General features: G+C 73.1%; 12 protein-coding genes and 1 riboswitch. Of the genes, 4 read left to right on the top strand and 8 right to left on the bottom strand.

Annotation, left to right across the window (positions count from 1 at the left end; all coding sequences use genetic code 11):
* Positions 1-97: 97 nt before the first annotated feature.
* The 4 genes from ACFO3J_RS07865 to ACFO3J_RS07850 form a co-directional block, all read right to left on the bottom strand.
* Complete coding sequence (locus tag ACFO3J_RS07865) at positions 98-2,005, bottom strand: ricin-type beta-trefoil lectin domain protein (protein WP_386427490.1); 1,908 nt, start codon at positions 2,003-2,005, stop codon at positions 98-100.
* Between the two features lie 318 nt (positions 2,006-2,323).
* The gene (locus ACFO3J_RS07860) at positions 2,324-3,352 is read right to left on the bottom strand and encodes a LacI family DNA-binding transcriptional regulator (protein WP_386427488.1); all 1,029 of its coding nucleotides are present in this window, start codon (positions 3,350-3,352) and stop codon (positions 2,324-2,326) included.
* A gap of 143 nt (positions 3,353-3,495) precedes the next feature.
* A complete protein-coding gene (locus tag ACFO3J_RS07855; RefSeq protein WP_386427486.1) occupies positions 3,496-4,242 on the bottom strand; it encodes a class I SAM-dependent methyltransferase in 747 nt (248 codons plus the stop codon).
* Positions 4,243-4,348: 106 nt separating this feature from the next.
* Positions 4,349-5,341: an enoyl-CoA hydratase/isomerase family protein gene (locus ACFO3J_RS07850; RefSeq protein ID WP_386427484.1), complete on the bottom strand. Its 993-nt coding sequence runs from the start codon at positions 5,339-5,341 to the stop codon at positions 4,349-4,351.
* A gap of 233 nt (positions 5,342-5,574) precedes the next feature.
* A riboswitch (ZMP/ZTP riboswitch) is annotated at positions 5,575-5,669 on the top strand.
* Between the two features lie 31 nt (positions 5,670-5,700).
* Between ACFO3J_RS07850 and ACFO3J_RS07845 the strand changes: the two genes are divergently transcribed.
* Complete coding sequence (locus tag ACFO3J_RS07845) at positions 5,701-7,170, top strand: glycine hydroxymethyltransferase (RefSeq protein WP_386427482.1); 1,470 nt, start codon at positions 5,701-5,703, stop codon at positions 7,168-7,170.
* A gap of 249 nt (positions 7,171-7,419) precedes the next feature.
* The gene (locus tag ACFO3J_RS07840; RefSeq protein WP_386427480.1) at positions 7,420-8,259 is read left to right on the top strand and encodes a DUF6227 family protein; all 840 of its coding nucleotides are present in this window, start codon (positions 7,420-7,422) and stop codon (positions 8,257-8,259) included.
* A 7-nt stretch (positions 8,260-8,266) separates the two neighbouring features.
* Here ACFO3J_RS07840 and ACFO3J_RS07835 read toward each other — a convergent pair whose 3' ends face one another.
* The 4 genes from ACFO3J_RS07835 to ACFO3J_RS07820 all read right to left on the bottom strand — a co-directional run bounded on the left by ACFO3J_RS07835 (position 8,267) and on the right by ACFO3J_RS07820 (position 12,491).
* Complete coding sequence (locus ACFO3J_RS07835; RefSeq protein WP_386427478.1) at positions 8,267-9,304, bottom strand: carbohydrate kinase family protein; 1,038 nt, start codon at positions 9,302-9,304, stop codon at positions 8,267-8,269.
* Positions 9,273-9,872, bottom strand: a complete 600-nt coding sequence (locus ACFO3J_RS07830; RefSeq protein ID WP_386427476.1) for a hypothetical protein — start codon at positions 9,870-9,872, stop codon at positions 9,273-9,275. Before ACFO3J_RS07830 ends, ACFO3J_RS07835 begins: the two co-directional genes overlap by 32 nt.
* Before the next feature lie 4 nt (positions 9,873-9,876).
* Positions 9,877-10,917: a hypothetical protein gene (locus ACFO3J_RS07825; protein ID WP_386427474.1), complete on the bottom strand. Its 1,041-nt coding sequence runs from the start codon at positions 10,915-10,917 to the stop codon at positions 9,877-9,879.
* 392 nt (positions 10,918-11,309) lie between these two features.
* Positions 11,310-12,491 (bottom strand): ROK family transcriptional regulator, encoded by a 1,182-nt coding sequence (locus tag ACFO3J_RS07820; RefSeq protein WP_386427472.1) that lies wholly within the window; start codon positions 12,489-12,491, stop codon positions 11,310-11,312.
* A gap of 467 nt (positions 12,492-12,958) precedes the next feature.
* Between ACFO3J_RS07820 and ACFO3J_RS07815 the strand changes: the two genes are divergently transcribed.
* Entirely contained in the window at positions 12,959-14,059 is a 1,101-nt protein-coding gene (locus tag ACFO3J_RS07815; protein ID WP_386427471.1) for an EcsC family protein, read from the top strand.
* The gene (locus ACFO3J_RS07810) at positions 14,056-14,388 is read left to right on the top strand and encodes a Pepco domain-containing protein (RefSeq protein WP_386427469.1); all 333 of its coding nucleotides are present in this window, start codon (positions 14,056-14,058) and stop codon (positions 14,386-14,388) included. The genes ACFO3J_RS07815 and ACFO3J_RS07810 overlap by 4 nt, the downstream gene beginning before the upstream one ends.
* Positions 14,389-14,394: the final 6 nt, after the last annotated feature.

The following is a 14,394-nucleotide window of genomic DNA, read 5'->3' as shown; positions in this document are numbered from 1 at the left end:
GCCGCCGGCCCGCGCTGGGCGCGGACCGGCGGCTGCTTCCTTCAGCGCGACTCCGGGCGGTGAGAGGTCCACCTGGAGCCGTTCATGGGGCAGTGGATCAGGAAGGTGCCGTCCACTGCTGGTTGGCGGCGCCGGTGCAGTCCCAGATCTGCAGCCGGGTGCCGTTCGCGGAGCTGGGGCCGGTCGCGTCCAGGCAGCGGCCCGACTGCGGATTGACCAGCGTGTTGTTGGCCCCCTTGGTCCACTGCTGCGACCCGGTGCCGTTGCAGTCGTACAGCTGGATCTGGGTGCCGTTGGCAGTGCCGGCCGCGCTGACGTCCATGCACTTGCCCAGTGCCTGGAGGGTGCCGCCGGTCGCGGTCCACTGCTGGGCGGTGCTGCCGTTGCAGTCGTAGAGCTGGATCGCGGTGCCGTTGGCGTTGCTGGCGGCGTTGACGTCCACGCACTTGCCGCCGTAGCCGGTGATGGTGCCGGTGTGGGTGGTGCCGCCGCCGGTGCCGGTGCCCTGGGTGCCGGCCCAGGTGAAGGTGGCCGAGGCGCCGCCGGGCAGGCTGTAGGAGAAGTTCTCGTTGCCCCAGTTGACCCGCACCGTCTGCGCGGCGGTCGACTCGTTGTAGGCGATGAGCGCCTTGGAGCCGTCGGGGTTGCGCCAGGCGACGTTGCGCACGGTGGAGTTGTCGGTGGAGGCGATCCGGGTGGCGCCCGGCTTCACGAACTTGGTCAGGTGGCCCATCGTGTAGTACTCGATGGTGTAGTCGACCTGTCCGCTGCGGCTGTCGCCGTTGTGCACGGTGACCAGGCCGGTGCAGGTGCCGCAGCCGCCGTTGTGGGGACCCATGTTCTGATCGACCGCCAGGCTCCACTTGACCCAGCTCTGCCCGTAGTTGCGGGTGTAGTTGATCAGGTTCTCCATGTCCTCCTTCTGCTGGTTGCCGATCCAGGTGCCGCCGGAGTGCTCGGTGTCGAAGGCCGGGACGTTCGGGTACTGGTTGTGGATCGTGGTCTGCTCGCCGACGTCGCCCTCGTAGCCGTGCCAGGCGATGCCGCCGAAGTTGGGGTCGTTGCGGATCGCCGCGTCGTCCACGGTGGGGGCGCCGTAGCTGGCGTAGGAGTCCCAGTTCCAGTCCAGGGCCAGGACCTTGGTGGACAGCCCGGCCGCGTGCAGCGCCGGCAGCAGGTTGGTCTTGGTGAAGTACGCCAGACCCGAGCCGTTCCACTGCGCCGACGGGTAACCGCTGCAACAGGTCGGCTCGTTCTGCACCGTCACGTAGTCGATCGGCACGCCCTGCGCCTGATAGGCCTGCAGGTACTTCACGAAGTACTGCGCGTAGGCGGCGTAGTACTGCGACTGCAGCCAGCCCTGGCTGTAGGCGCCGCTGTCCTTCATCCACGGCGGCGGGGTCCACGGGGTGGCCATCACCGTCACGGCGGGGTTGAGCTGACGGGCCTGCTTGGTGAGCGGCAGCACGTCGGTCAGGTCGTGCGCGATGGAGAAGTGCGCGAGGGTGGGGTCGGTCTGACCGGCCGGCATGTCGTCGAAGGTGTAGTTGCCGCGGGCCAGGTCCGAGGCGCCCATCGGGTTGCGCAGGAAGTCCAGCCCGATGCCGTTGACCGGGTCGAAGAGCTTCTGCATCACCGAGTTGCGGGTGGCCGCCGACAGCGCGCCGCTGGAGTTGAGCAGATAGGCGGCGGTGTCGGTGAAGGACGCGCCGCCGCCGGTGAACTGCTGGTACTTGGTGTTCTCGTCGACCGTGATCTGCTGGCCGGCGCCGCCGGTGCCGGCGGTGAAGGAGACCGGCGTCTGCTGCTGGAGGCCCTTGGAGACGGTCCGGCCGCCGGCGTCGGTGGTGGTGGTCAGGTAGACCTGCACGCTCTCGCCCGCGGCGTGCGCGGTGGCCGGCAGGACCAGGGTGGGGGTGAGGGCCGCCGCGACGGCGGCCAGCATCCCGACGAGGGTACGTCGCAGGGTGAATCCACCCGCGCGGGGGCGGGTCGCTGAGCTCATGGTCGTTGCCCTTTCGGCAGTGGCATGGGCCTGACATGAACGACCGTGCAGCGAGGGGGTCTGCACGCTTGTTTCAGAACTTGTTTCACGACTTATATCGCGTCGTGATTTAACTAGCGGGCCCCGGGGCCGTCAAGGCATCGGACAGGGTGGAACTCGCCCCGGGCCGGAAAGGGAAAAGGTGAAACACCGTGAAACAAACCTGCGTTGGCGGGGAGGGGGCCGATGACCTGCGGTGTATTGGTCCAGACCGGTAAAGGAACGAGACGGGGGGCGTGCCGGCGCGAGCGGGTGTCCGGCGGCGGCGGGCGGCCCCGGTCAGCGGCGGACGGCGGCGGGGGCGGGCGCGGTGGTGCCGCGCGGCATCAGCACCGGAGCGCCGAGCAGGGTGTCCGGCACGTCCTCGCCGCCGATCAGCGCGAGCAGTGCCGCCGCGGCCCGCTCGCCGTACTCCGGTACCCGGCGGCCGACGGCGGTGAGCGCCGGGTGCACCAGCCGGCACAGCTCGCTGTCGTCCCAGGCGACGAGGGAGAGTTCGGCGGGGACCGGCACGCCCATCTCCTGGGTGACGCTCAGCGCGGCGACCGCCATCACATCGTTGTCGTAGACGATCGCGGTGGGCCGGGACGGGCCGGACAGCAGCCGGCGGGTGGCGCGGGCGCCGTCCTCGCCGGAGTAGTCGGTGTGCACACAGGTGATGCCGGGCAGCGAGAGTTCGGCGGCGCACGCCTCGAAGACCTCGCCCCGTTCACGGGTGTGCACGAACCGCTCGGGGCCGGCCACCCGGGCGATCCTGCGGTGCCCCATCGCCGCCAGATAGGCCAGCGTCTCGCGGACGGCGGCGCCGTCGTCGATCCAGATCGAGGGCAGGCCGGGCGCGTCGGACGCGTGGCCCATCACCACGCCGGGCAGGCCGAGTTCGGCGAGCAGCGCGAGCCGGGGGTCGCGCTCGCGCAGGTCGACCAGCAGCACCCCGTCCACCCGGCGCTCCCCCCACCAGCGGCGGTACGCGGCCTCCTCGGCCTCGGCGTCCTCGGTCACCTGGAGCAGCAGCGCGGTGCCGGTGGCGGCGAGTCCCGCCTCCACCCCGGAGATCAGCCGCATGAAGAACGGTTCGATGCCCAGTACCCAGGCCGGCCGGTCCACCACCAGGCCGATCGCCCCCGCCCGCCCGTCCGACAGCGCCCGGGCGGCGCTGCTCGGGTGCCACCCCATCCGCGCGGCGATCTCCAGGACCCGCTCACGGGTGCGCGCCGAGACACCCGGCTTGCCGTTGAGCGCGTACGACACCGCGCCTTTGGAGACGCCCGCCGCGGCGGCGATGTCGGCGATGGTGGGACGCTTCATCGGGCCCATACGTCCTGCACGTCCTCGAAGGTCGGCGGGGACCGCGCGGCGCGCTGCCCGCAGTGATGATCGGCCACACCTTAACAATGCCGAAACCGGCCGGACCGCTGCCTCAAGGCCCGTACCTCCAGGGGTCCCGGTCCTCAGCCGCGGGTCGCCGTGATCTCCAGCCGGACGTAGTCCACGACCGGCTCGGCCAGCCGTGCGGCGACCGCCCGGACGAAGGGCGCCCGGTCCTCGGCGGGCATGCCGTCCAGATGGGCGCCCAGGACGACGGTGGCCAGGAAGGCCTCCACCTGCTCGCCCGGCTCGAAACGGGCCGGGTCCGGCCGCAGTCGGACCTCGATGTCGGTGAAGGAGGCGGCGGCCAGCCGGGCGCGGGTGTCCTCGACGCCGGCGAACTCCCAGGGGCCCGGCCGGTGCCCGGCGCCGAGCACGTCGGCGACGGCCGCGTCGACGGCGACGATGTTGCCGCGGCCGCCGCACTCGGCGACCAGCCGGGCGCCCGGCCGCATCCGGGAGGCGAGCGAGCCGAACAGCGCGGCGTGGTCCTCGATCCAGTGGAAGGCGGCCACGCTGAACACGGCGTCGACCTCGCCTTCGAAGGGCAGCGGCCGGGTCAGGTCGGCGCGTACCACCTCCACCCGGTCCAGCCGCCCGGCCAGCCGTGACCGCAGTTGGTCCAGCATGCGGACGGAGGCGTCCACCGCGACCACCCGTCCTTGCGGCAGCAGGTCGAGCAGCCCCTCGGTGTCGCGGCCGGTGCCGCAGCCCGCGTCCAGCACCCGCTCGTCGCCCCGCAGCGGCAGCCGGGCCAGGGTGCGTCTGCCCCAGCCGAGGTGCGGCAGCGGCAGGGAGTCGTATGTCGTGGCGTCCCATTCGCGGGGCATGGCACTCCAACCGTGGTCGGTTCCGGGGCGGGCCGCGGCGTGTTCCGGCCGCGGCGCGTTCTGCGGTCACGCTACGCCGCGGCGTCCGTATGATGACACCCGCATCTCACATCGCGGGCAGTGGATGGGGTGACCAGACCGGAGCGCGGTCCTTGTCGATCAGCGCGGCCCGAACGCCCTCGTGGAAGTCGGGTGCGTGGGCGACCCGGCGGGCCAGGTCCAGCTCACGGGCCAGGCAGTCCTCCAGACTCGATCCGGCGCCGGCCCGCAGCAGGTCGAAGGTGACGGCCAGGCTCATCGGCGAGGCCCGCTCCAGCGTCGCGAGGGTCTCGTCGGCCCAGGCGCGGTCCGCGTCCTCGGCGGCGAGCCGGTCGTACAGCCCGGCGAGGTCGGGGGCGGTGAAGCAGCGCTCGACGGCGGGCCGGTGCGCGGCGAGTTCGGAGGGCGGCGCCTCGGCGGCGAAGCGGGCCGTCGTCGCGGCGGGCGCGCCGCCGGCCAGCAGGGCGGCCTCCAGCGCGGGCAGTTCGGCGGCCGGCACATAGTGCGTCGCCAGTCCGCACTCGACGGCCGCCGCGCCCCCGATCCGCTGACCGGTCAGCGCGAGGTACCAGCCGACCGCGCCGGGCAGCCGGGGCAGGAAATGGCTGGCGCCGATGTCGGGGAAGAAGCCGATGGCGGTCTCCGGCATGGCGAGCGCGGCCCGCTCGGTCACCACGCGGGCCGAACCGTGCACCGAGATGCCCAGTCCGCCGCCCATGGCGTAGCCGTCGATGAGCGCGGTGTACGGCTTGGGGTAGCGGGCGATCATCGCGTTCAGGGCGTACTCGGCGGAGAAGTAGGTGACCACCGCCGCGTCGTCGCCGCGTACCCCGGCGTCGCGCATCGCCCGGATGTCGCCCCCGGCGCAGAAGGCCTTGGGCGAGGTGCTGCGGATCACTACCGAGCGCACCCCCGGGTCGTTCCGCCAGTTCTCCAGGGCTTCGGTGATCAGCCGGACCATGGTGAGGTCGAGCGCGTTGAGCGCGGCGGGCCGGTCGAGTTCGATCACCCCGGTGCCCGCGCCGACGCGGGTGGTGACGGGCGGGGCGGTCGTGTCCATGGCGCTCCAGTCGGTCGTACGGTCGGGGCGGCCCGGTCGGCCGGGTCGTCACCCGGATGGCGGCCCCCGCTCGCCTCCCATCCAAACACCTGGTCCGCCGGCGCGGGCCGGACGGCCCGGCGACCGGCCACGGCCGGGACGGCGTCGGGGACGACAGGCGACGACAGCGGGGACAGCGGTGGGACGACGCCCGCGCCGACGGTCGCGCCGACGGGAACCGCGTTGGTAAGCTCGCGGCGAGCCGTGACTGGCGCGCTGGGATGGGGTCAACCATCGGGGAGCGGCTCGTTCGTACCACCACCGAGAGCCGTGCGCCTGGGCCGTCCCGTTTCCGAACCCGCTTCGAACCGGAGAACCCCATGGCCGAGCTGTCAGCCGTCCCCTCGTCCGGCGCCGCCCTCACCCCCGAGTCGATCGCCTACCGCAGCGCGCTCGATGTGATCCGGTCCGTGGAACCGCGGATCGCGGACGCCATCGCGAGCGAGCTCACCGATCAGCGCGAGATGCTCAAGCTGATCGCGAGTGAGAACTACGCCTCCCCCGCCGTCCTGCTCACGATGGGCAACTGGCTCAGCGACAAGTACGCCGAGGGCACCGTCGGCCGCCGTTTCTACGCCGGCTGCCGCAACGTGGACACCGTCGAGGCGCTCGCGGCCGAGCACGCCCGCAACGTCTTCGGCGCCGCCCACGCCTACGCGCAGCCGCACTCGGGCATCGACGCCAACCTGGTCGCCTTCTGGGCGGTGCTGTCACAGCGGGTGGAGAGCCCCGCGCTGGCCCGGGCCGGCGCCCGGCAGGTCAACGACCTGTCGGAGCAGGACTGGGCGGCACTGCGGGCCGAGTTCGGCAACCAGCGGATGCTCGGCATGTCACTGGACGCCGGCGGCCACCTCACGCACGGCTTCCGCCCCAACATCTCCGGCAAGATGTTCGAGCAGCGCAGCTACGGCACCGATCCGGAGACCGGGCTGCTGGACTACGCCGCGCTGCGCGAGTCCGCCCGCGAGTTCCGGCCGCTGATCCTGGTGGCGGGCTACTCCGCCTACCCCCGGCTGGTCAACTTCCGCATCATGCGGGAGATCGCCGACGAGGTGGGTGCCACGCTGATGGTGGACATGGCGCACTTCGCGGGCCTGGTGGCCGGCAAGGTGCTCACCGGCGACTTCGACCCGGTGCCGCACGCGAACATCGTGACCACCACCACTCACAAGTCGCTGCGCGGCCCGCGCGGCGGCATGGTGCTGTGCGACGACACGCTGGCCGAGCATGTGGACCGCGGCTGCCCGATGGTGCTCGGCGGTCCGCTGCCCCATGTGATGGCGGCCAAGGCGGTGGCGCTGGCCGAGGCGTCCCGGCCGGAGTTCGGCGGCTACGCCCGGGCCGTGGTGGACAACGCGCGTTCGCTGGCCGAGGGCCTGCTCCGGCGCGGGGCCGCCCTGGTCACCGGCGGCACCGACAACCACTTGGTGCTCATCGATGTGTCCGGCTACGGGCTGACCGGCCGGCAGGCGGAGTCGGCGCTGCTGGAGGCGGGCATCGTCACCAACCGCAACTCGGTGCCGCAGGACCCGAACGGCGCCTGGTACACCTCGGGCATCCGGATCGGCACCCCCGCGCTCACCACCCGCGGCCTCGGCACGACCGAGATGGACGAGATCGCCGGGCTGATCGACACGGTGCTGGCCGGCGCGAGCGCCGCCCCGGCACCCAAGGGCGGTCTGTCGAAGGCGCATCACGTGCTGGACCCGGCGGTGGCCGAGAAGGTGGCGAGCCAGGCGGCCGACCTGCTCTCGGGCTTCCCGCTCTACCCGGGCATCGACCTGAGCTGACCCGTCCGGGCACCCGCCCCGGCCGGCCCCGGAAAGGTGATCTCCTCGTACGGACGTACGAGGCCGCCGCCCTTGCAATATGGCGCGGGCCGGGCCCCGACTGCGGCTGACCTGGGGGCCTTTCGGCCATGGGGGCGTGCGTACCGGCCCCGCACGCCCAAAATCTCGGCGTTCATCGGTGCAACCGGCGATGGCGCTACTACCCTGAGTCGCCAGCAGGGTTGGTGACGTCGGAGCCGGGAGGGCCGGATGGACCCAGAGCCCGCACAGACGGTGGAAGTCGTACGGACCGGGGGCCGCCCCGGCGAACAGCTGGCCGGTTTACTGGCTCGCGCGCAGAACGGCGCGCGGGCGGCGGAGCAGTTCGCCGAGGTGCGGTCCGCGCTGATGCACTACTGCGGTCTCCAGTCGTGCCGTCACACCAAGGGACCGCCCCGGCGGCTGGACCGCCGGACCTTCCGGCACAGTTTCCTGCTGCCGGACGGGGCAGTACGGGTGCTGTGGGAGCTGGAGCACAACACCGGTCCCGACGACCGCCTGCGCCACGCGGTGTTCGGCGACCGCGAGGATCTGGCGGTCGCCGAGTGGGAGGTGGACACCGCTTTCGGCGCCAGCACCGGGCCGGTCGAACTGCCCCCGGATCTGGTGCCGTTCGGCACCGTGAACGGCGCGAGGCCGGCCGCGGCGACCGCCCTGGACGCCGAACGCGACGCGGTGGACGACCTGTTGGTCCCCGGCAGGGAGGCCTTCCGCCGCGCGTACACCGAGAGCGACTCCCCCGAGCACGCCTGGCGCCTGTTGCGCCGGGCCACCAACGCCAACGCGCCGGGCGAGGACGTACTGCTGCGGCTGCACGCCGCCATCGCGCACGACATCAGCATCGTCACCCGCCGCAGCGCGGTGATCGCCGGCCGGCTGGTGTCCTGGTCCTTGTACGAGCACGCCTTTCTGCTGCTGGACGGCAGCGAGTTGAGCCTGTGGGAGATCGACCACACCCGCACCCCCGACGGCCATCCGGCCTGCGAGGTCTACTCCTCCCGTGACGCCGCCCTGGACACCGCGGTCCGCCGGATCGAGTCCGGCGGCTAGGCCGTGTCTAGGGGCGGACCGGTTCCGGGCCGCCGGAGGCATCGCGCGCCCGGCCGATGGCGGCCGCGAGGGAGGCGGCGTCGATGAGCTCCTCATGGGTGCCGGGGCTGCCGCAGGCGTACGCGCCGGAGACCGATCCGGCACGTACGCAGGCCGCGCGGTCGGCGCCGGCGAAGCGGGCCCGCAGGAAGGCGGTGAGGAAGGCGTCGCCCGCGCCGTTGCTGTCCACGACCGGCCGCTCGGGCAGCACCGCGGGAAAGCGCTGCGGCTCCTGCTCACCGCGGTCGAGGACGAGGCAGCCCGCCGCGCCGTCGGTGGCCACCACCAGCGTGGCCCTGCCGTGCGCCAGGATCTGCCGCATCACCTCGGGAATGCGCTCTCCGGCACCGGCGGCGCTGAGGAACACCAGGTCGGCGCCGTACGCCCAGGGGTGGGCCGCGGCGTCCCGCCCGTCCCAGGCGTGCAGATCGGTGGAGACGCCGCACCCGAGGCGGACGGCGTCGGCGAACACGTCCTGGGCGGGCGTGGAGCGGGAGATGTGCACATGGCGGGCCCGGGCCAGGTGCGGGAGGTAGAACTCACGCGGCAGCCGCAGATCCTCGGGGTGGCGGCCGTCGTAGAAGGAGAAGCGCCGGCCTTCCCGGTCCACCAGGTTGACACTGCGCGGGGTGCCGGCGGGCGCGGGCAGGTGGCTGAAGTCGAGGCCGACCGCGGCGTAGTGGTCCAGGATCATCCGGCCCTGCGGGTCGTCACCGAGGAAGTCGATGAACTTGGTGGTCAGGCCGAGCGCGTGGAAGCCGAGGGCCACGCCGTTGCCGGTGTGGGCCACATAATCGCGAATCGGCGGCACGCCGAGGTAGTCGCCGCCGGGTATCGCGAACTCCTCGACCCGGACGATGGTGTCGACGCCGGTACCACCGATCACCAGCACGTCGTAGGGCGTCCCGGGACCGGCGTCCGGGACCTCAAGGCCATGGTCGGGACCGGTGCCAGGAGCGGAGCCGGCCCGGGTGTCAGGTGGTTCGGCGGGGAGGGCGGTGGTCATCGTCGGAGTTCTCCGTTCCGTCGGGGTGCTCGTGGTCGTGTCGCTCCCGCGCGTCCCGCGTCCGCTGCTCCTCCTCGGTGGTCAGCACGACCAGCGAGAGCCGGGACAGCGGTGGTACGGGTCCGGTCCGGCCGGCCCGGCGCCAGGCGACGCTCACGGTCAGCCGGATCATCTTCCTGGCCGCGTACAACAGCAGGGCGGCAAGCGGGAGTTCGGCGAGGCCCGCGGTGAGGATGGAGCCGGTCGGTCCGTCGCTGCTCCAGTCCAGGACGATGTCGAACCAGGCGTCGCAGCACAGCAGGGTGGCGGTCACCACCGCCCAGGGGACGAAGATCTGCAGCCGCCGCCAGGCGCACACCGCGGTGACGCCGATCGCGGCGATCAGGGCGGCGTCGAAACCGACCCAGGCCAGCCGCCATTGGTCCACCTCGTGATGGTTCGGCAGGCTCGCCGAGAGGTAGCCGATCCACGGGATCAGGAAGAGGAAGCTCGCCGTGATGACGGCGAGGAACATCCGGCGCATGTGCCGCACATGCGGATCGTCCGGTGGGGGGAGCTCTGGCACCATGCGCTCACTCTGCCGGATCGCCTCCTCGGCCAGGGCTCCCACCGGGCGGTTCCCAGGTCGTTTCGCATCCCCGGCGGCATGCGGGTGAGCGGTCGGGCACGGGTGTGCCGGACCGGTCCGGAGGGTCGGCAGCCGCGGCGGGACGGTCGGCGTCCGCCCGCCCTTCGGCGCGGCCCTTCGCGGTGTCCCGGCGCGGGACGTCACGGTTCGCGCCGCCGCGTTCCGGCTCCCGCCCCGGCACCCGCTCGGACTTGGGATCGGTGTTCGCCTTCGCGGTGCCGTCCGTGTTCCGCTCCGCCTTCCGGTCCGTCCCCCGGTCCTTGCCCGGGCCGACACGCGAGCCGGCCGTCGGCGCGGGGTGGCCGCCCTGGAAGCGCCGGCAGTAGGCGGTGACGCGGTCCCGGCCGCCGGCCACGCGCCGCAGGCGGTCGGTGAGTGCGGCGTCGGGCCGTCCGCCCGGCAGCAGCGCGTGCGCGTACCGCTGGCAGAGGGCGCGCGGGTCGGGTGCTCCGGACGGGACGCTCGGTGCCGGCGCACCGCTCAGCGGGGTACGGGGGCCCCGGCCGCCGTCCGGTGCGGACTCGTGGGTACGGTCCGGACCCGGGCTGGGGGAGCGCTCTCCCGTCACCGGGGCGGACGGCCCGGCATGCTGCACCCCGCCGGCCCGGAACGGACCCGGCAGCGCTCCGGCCCCGGCGGCGATCGTGACCACACCGAGCGCGCACACCGCCGCCAGGCCGCCCGCCAGGGCCCGGGCCGGCCAGGCGGGCTGCGCGAAGCCGCGCCCGGTACGCCGTACCGGGCGCGCGTCCGCCCCGCGCGGTCCGCGGGCGGTCCGGAAAGCCGACAGCGCGGCCCGCTCCCGTACCGGATCGACCCGGTCGGCCGCCGCCGCCGCGGTGAGTGCCCGCAGCAGCTCCGCCAGCCGTGACTCCCCCGCCGCGCCGGGTGCGGCGCGGGCGCCGTCGAGCAGTCGCTCGACCCTCTCCGGCGCGGGCCATGGTCCTTCGGGCGTGGTCCGGGACCGTTCCGCCGCCTTGTCCACCGCGTGCCTCCCGGGGTCGTCCGCGGTGCCGCCGGGCCATCGGGCCCGGGCGCGGTCCTACACCTCACAGCGCCCGCGGCCGCGAAAACGTCACACCCGCCCCACCGGCACCGCTACCGGGGACCACCGACGGACCGTCCCCGTACCCGGCCGCGGGAGCCCGCGCCCGGGCTCTGGGGCCTGTCGTTTGGATCTCCGTGGATGGCGGAGCGATGTCCGGTGCGTGCGGCCGCAGGGCGGAGGAGGGAGGCGACGCGGTGGGGGCACCTCCCGGCCGAAGGCCGAGGGGACGTCGTCGACCGACGAGAACGCGGCTGGGGGTACCCCCAGGCGAAGCGCTGGGGAGTGCGTGCCGGGGCGCCGCGACGCGGCGGAGATCCGGACGACGGGCCCTAACCGGCCGTGAGGAGTTCGTGCACCGGCAGGGTCGCCGCGCCGAGGGCGACCGCCTCCTGGCCCAGCCGGCCGAGTTCGAGGCGGGTGGCGGCGGCCATGTAGTCGAGGCTGTGGCGGCGCATGGCGTCGTGGACGGCGGGGAGCATGGCGGGGCCCAGGCTCATGCTGAGCCAGCCGGAGAGGATCACCCGGTCCGGGCTGAGCAGGTTGACGAGATTGGCGATGCCGATCCCGAGGTATTCGGCGGCCCAGCGCACCGTGTCGGCGGCGGCTCCCGGCCGGGCGGCCCCGGCGACCAGGGCGGCGATCCGCTCCTCGGTGCCGGTGACCGCCGACTTCGGTGCTCCAGCGGTGTGTTCGTAGTGCCGCAGGATGGCCTCGGCGCCGACGTACGCCTCCAGGCAGCCGTGCGAACCGCAGCGGCAGGGGGCGCCGCCGGCCTGGACGACGGTGTGGCCCCACTCGCTGGTGGTGCTGGTCACCCCGCTGGGCGAGCCGGTGGCCACCGCGGCGCCGACGCCGACCGCGAGGAGCGCGACGATCGCCCGTTCGGCGCCGCGCCCCGCGCCCCGCCACATCTCGGCCTGGCCCAGAGTGCGGGCGCAGTTGTCCAGGTGCAGGGGGGCCGCGATCCGGGGGCGGAGCAGCGCTTCGAAGGGCACGCCGGACCAGCCGAGGGTGGGAGCGTGCACCAGTCCGTCGGGCAGCACCGTACCGGGCACTCCGACGCCGACGCCGAGGAGCTTCGCGGGGTCGAGGCCGGCCCGGCCGGTGACCTCCTCGATGCCGGTGGTCACCAGCCCGGCGAGTACGGCCGGGTCGGGGTGGCCCTCGTCCATGGGGTAGGTCGCGGTGGCGATGGTGTCGAGCGTCCAGTCGAACAGACCGACCTGGACGTGGGTTTCGCCGATGTCCACGCCGACGACCCGCGCGTAGCCGGGGCGTACCTCCAGCAGCGTCCTGGGTCGGCCGCCGTCGGAGTCCAGCAGTCCGGCCTCGGCGACCAGGCCGTCCGCGACCAGGGCGGTGACGACGTTGCTGACGGTCGCGGAGCTGAGGCCGGTGGCGTGCATCAGGTCGAAACGGCTGGCGGGGCCGTGCAGATAGAGCTTGGACAGCACGGACGTGCGGTTGTGCCGACGAAGATCCCTCGTCGTCCGGCCCACGTCGCGCTTCACCGGGCTCCCCCTCACGATGTCGGTACCGCCGGCCGGGGCGGTGCGCCGCGGACCGCGGGGAACCGGCCGGTCGCGGCGCCGCGCCGCCGTCACCCTCCGCGGCGGCCCCCGGGAGATCGCGGTACACGGCACATAATGCCAGAACGCGGGCGCGGCACACGGCTGTCGGGGAAGCGCTCTCCCAATACGTCGGAGAAGGGGACCCGTCGACGATTCGCCCGTGTCCGATGGCCGGTTTCCCGTATCGCCGGCGGCTGTCGGGTTCCGGAAGGAAGGACGCCGGTATCGGCCGGATCCACTCACCGCAAACCCTCCGGCGGGTAGGCTTGTCAGCACGGAAGGGTGCTTTCCCGGGGGCGTGACGACTGGGTGGGAAGGCGCCGGCGCGGACCGCCGCGCTTCCGTTTCGCTGGGGGGCGATATCGATGGTGAAGGACGGCGGACCCGGCGCTGTGGCGCCGCCGGGCATGACCGACTACGACCGCAGGGCGTGGGCGGAGATCCAGGAATGGAAGGACAAGCGCCTGCACGCGCGAGTCGGGCGGCGGATGCCCGAATCGCTGCGGAAGAAGGCGGCGGCCGCCGGTCAGGCGGCCCGCCGCGGCGCCCATGTCCTGCCCGGCTCGGAGAAGTTCGAGCAACTGCTGAAGGAGGGCCTGGAGAGCCTTTTCGAGCAGGGATTCGACCTGGCCGTGGCCTCGGTACGAACGGAGAAGATCCTGGCCGCTTATCGCGCCGCCGGGTTCGAGGCGCGGGTCCTGCCCGACATCCGCGCACTCGATCTCGCCGACATCGACCGGGTGAAACCGAATCTGGCGCTGTCCTACGCGTCGGTGGCGCTGATCGAGGGCGCCGGCGCCGGGTTCGCGATCACCGGCGGCGAAGCCCTCACAGTGACCGGGGCGGGGCCGGCCATGGTCGTCGGCGTGATGGTCGGCGACGCGGCGGCCACTTTGGTCGGGAGTCTGCGGCTCGTCGCGCACACCGCCGCGTACTACGGCTTCGACACCCTGTCCGGTGACGAGCAGGAGACGGCCTTCTCGCTCGGGGTCCTGGGAGTCGGCGTGGCGCGCCGCGCGCAGAACAAGGCCGCCGCCTACCGCGAGTTGAGCCGGGTGAAGCAGCTGCTCGCCCAGCGCAGATTCAAGTGGCTGGAGAAGTTCGGCAAGGCCGGGAAGATACCCAAGAGCCGGGTCACCGAACTGATCACCCGGGTACTGACCCAGCTCGGGTTCAAGGCCACCGCCCAGAATGTCGAGAAGCTGCTTCCGGTGGTGGGCATCGGCATCGGCGCCGGGCAGAACGCGGCGATCTTCCGCCGGGTCGCGAGCACCGCCGACCGGCTGTACCGGGAGCGCTGGCTCGCCGAGCGCTACGGCCTGACGGCGAGTGTGCCGGACGTGCCCGAGGACGGGGAGGCCGTCCCCATCGCGGAGATCCTGGACGAGGTCGAGGCCGAGATCCTCGAGGACTGGGCGGCGGAAGAGGTGGAGGCCGAGATCCTCGAAAGTCCGGAAGGGGAAGCCGGACCGGAATCCGCGCGTGACAAGGGAAAGGTGGGCGAATGACCGACGAGCGGATTCTCGTACTGACCGCGGGGCAGGAAACGCCGCCGCCGGCGCCGGGCGGCGGCAGAGGCTGGGGCCGGGAGCCGGAGACATCGCCCACCACCACGACGACGGCCGTGTCCACCCCTGAATTGGGCCGCCGTCTCGGTGAGTTGCTGCGTCAGATCGGCTCGGCTGTCAGCGAGGCCGAAACGGCGGCGGCCGGCTTCGGGGTGGCCGAGATCCAGGTCTCCGTCAGCCTCACGGCCGACGGGAAGCTGGCCCTGCTGGGTGTCGGCCTCGGCGCCTCGACCTCCGCCACCTTCCAACTCACCTTGCGCCGCGGCTGACGCGGC

The organism is Streptomyces polygonati (assembly GCF_042650325.1).
Lineage (GTDB): Bacteria > Actinomycetota > Actinomycetes > Streptomycetales > Streptomycetaceae > Actinacidiphila > Actinacidiphila polygonati.
Note: the sequence above shows the minus strand (reverse complement) of the source record. Positions and strands in the feature narration are given on the sequence as shown.

Coding starts and splice junctions, on each gene's coding strand:
- ACFO3J_RS07830 (WP_386427476.1), bottom strand. CDS start 9,872: ATGGTGCCAGAGCTCCCCCCACCGGACGATCCGCATGTGCGGCACATG.
- ACFO3J_RS07845 (WP_386427482.1), top strand. CDS start 5,701: ATGGCCGAGCTGTCAGCCGTCCCCTCGTCCGGCGCCGCCCTCACCCCC.
- ACFO3J_RS07815 (WP_386427471.1), top strand. CDS start 12,959: ATGACCGACTACGACCGCAGGGCGTGGGCGGAGATCCAGGAATGGAAG.
- ACFO3J_RS07835 (WP_386427478.1), bottom strand. CDS start 9,304: ATGACCACCGCCCTCCCCGCCGAACCACCTGACACCCGGGCCGGCTCC.
- ACFO3J_RS07810 (WP_386427469.1), top strand. CDS start 14,056: ATGACCGACGAGCGGATTCTCGTACTGACCGCGGGGCAGGAAACGCCG.
- ACFO3J_RS07855 (WP_386427486.1), bottom strand. CDS start 4,242: ATGCCCCGCGAATGGGACGCCACGACATACGACTCCCTGCCGCTGCCG.
- ACFO3J_RS07850 (WP_386427484.1), bottom strand. CDS start 5,341: ATGGACACGACCGCCCCGCCCGTCACCACCCGCGTCGGCGCGGGCACC.
- ACFO3J_RS07865 (WP_386427490.1), bottom strand. CDS start 2,005: ATGAGCTCAGCGACCCGCCCCCGCGCGGGTGGATTCACCCTGCGACGT.
- ACFO3J_RS07840 (WP_386427480.1), top strand. CDS start 7,420: ATGGACCCAGAGCCCGCACAGACGGTGGAAGTCGTACGGACCGGGGGC.
- ACFO3J_RS07860 (WP_386427488.1), bottom strand. CDS start 3,352: ATGAAGCGTCCCACCATCGCCGACATCGCCGCCGCGGCGGGCGTCTCC.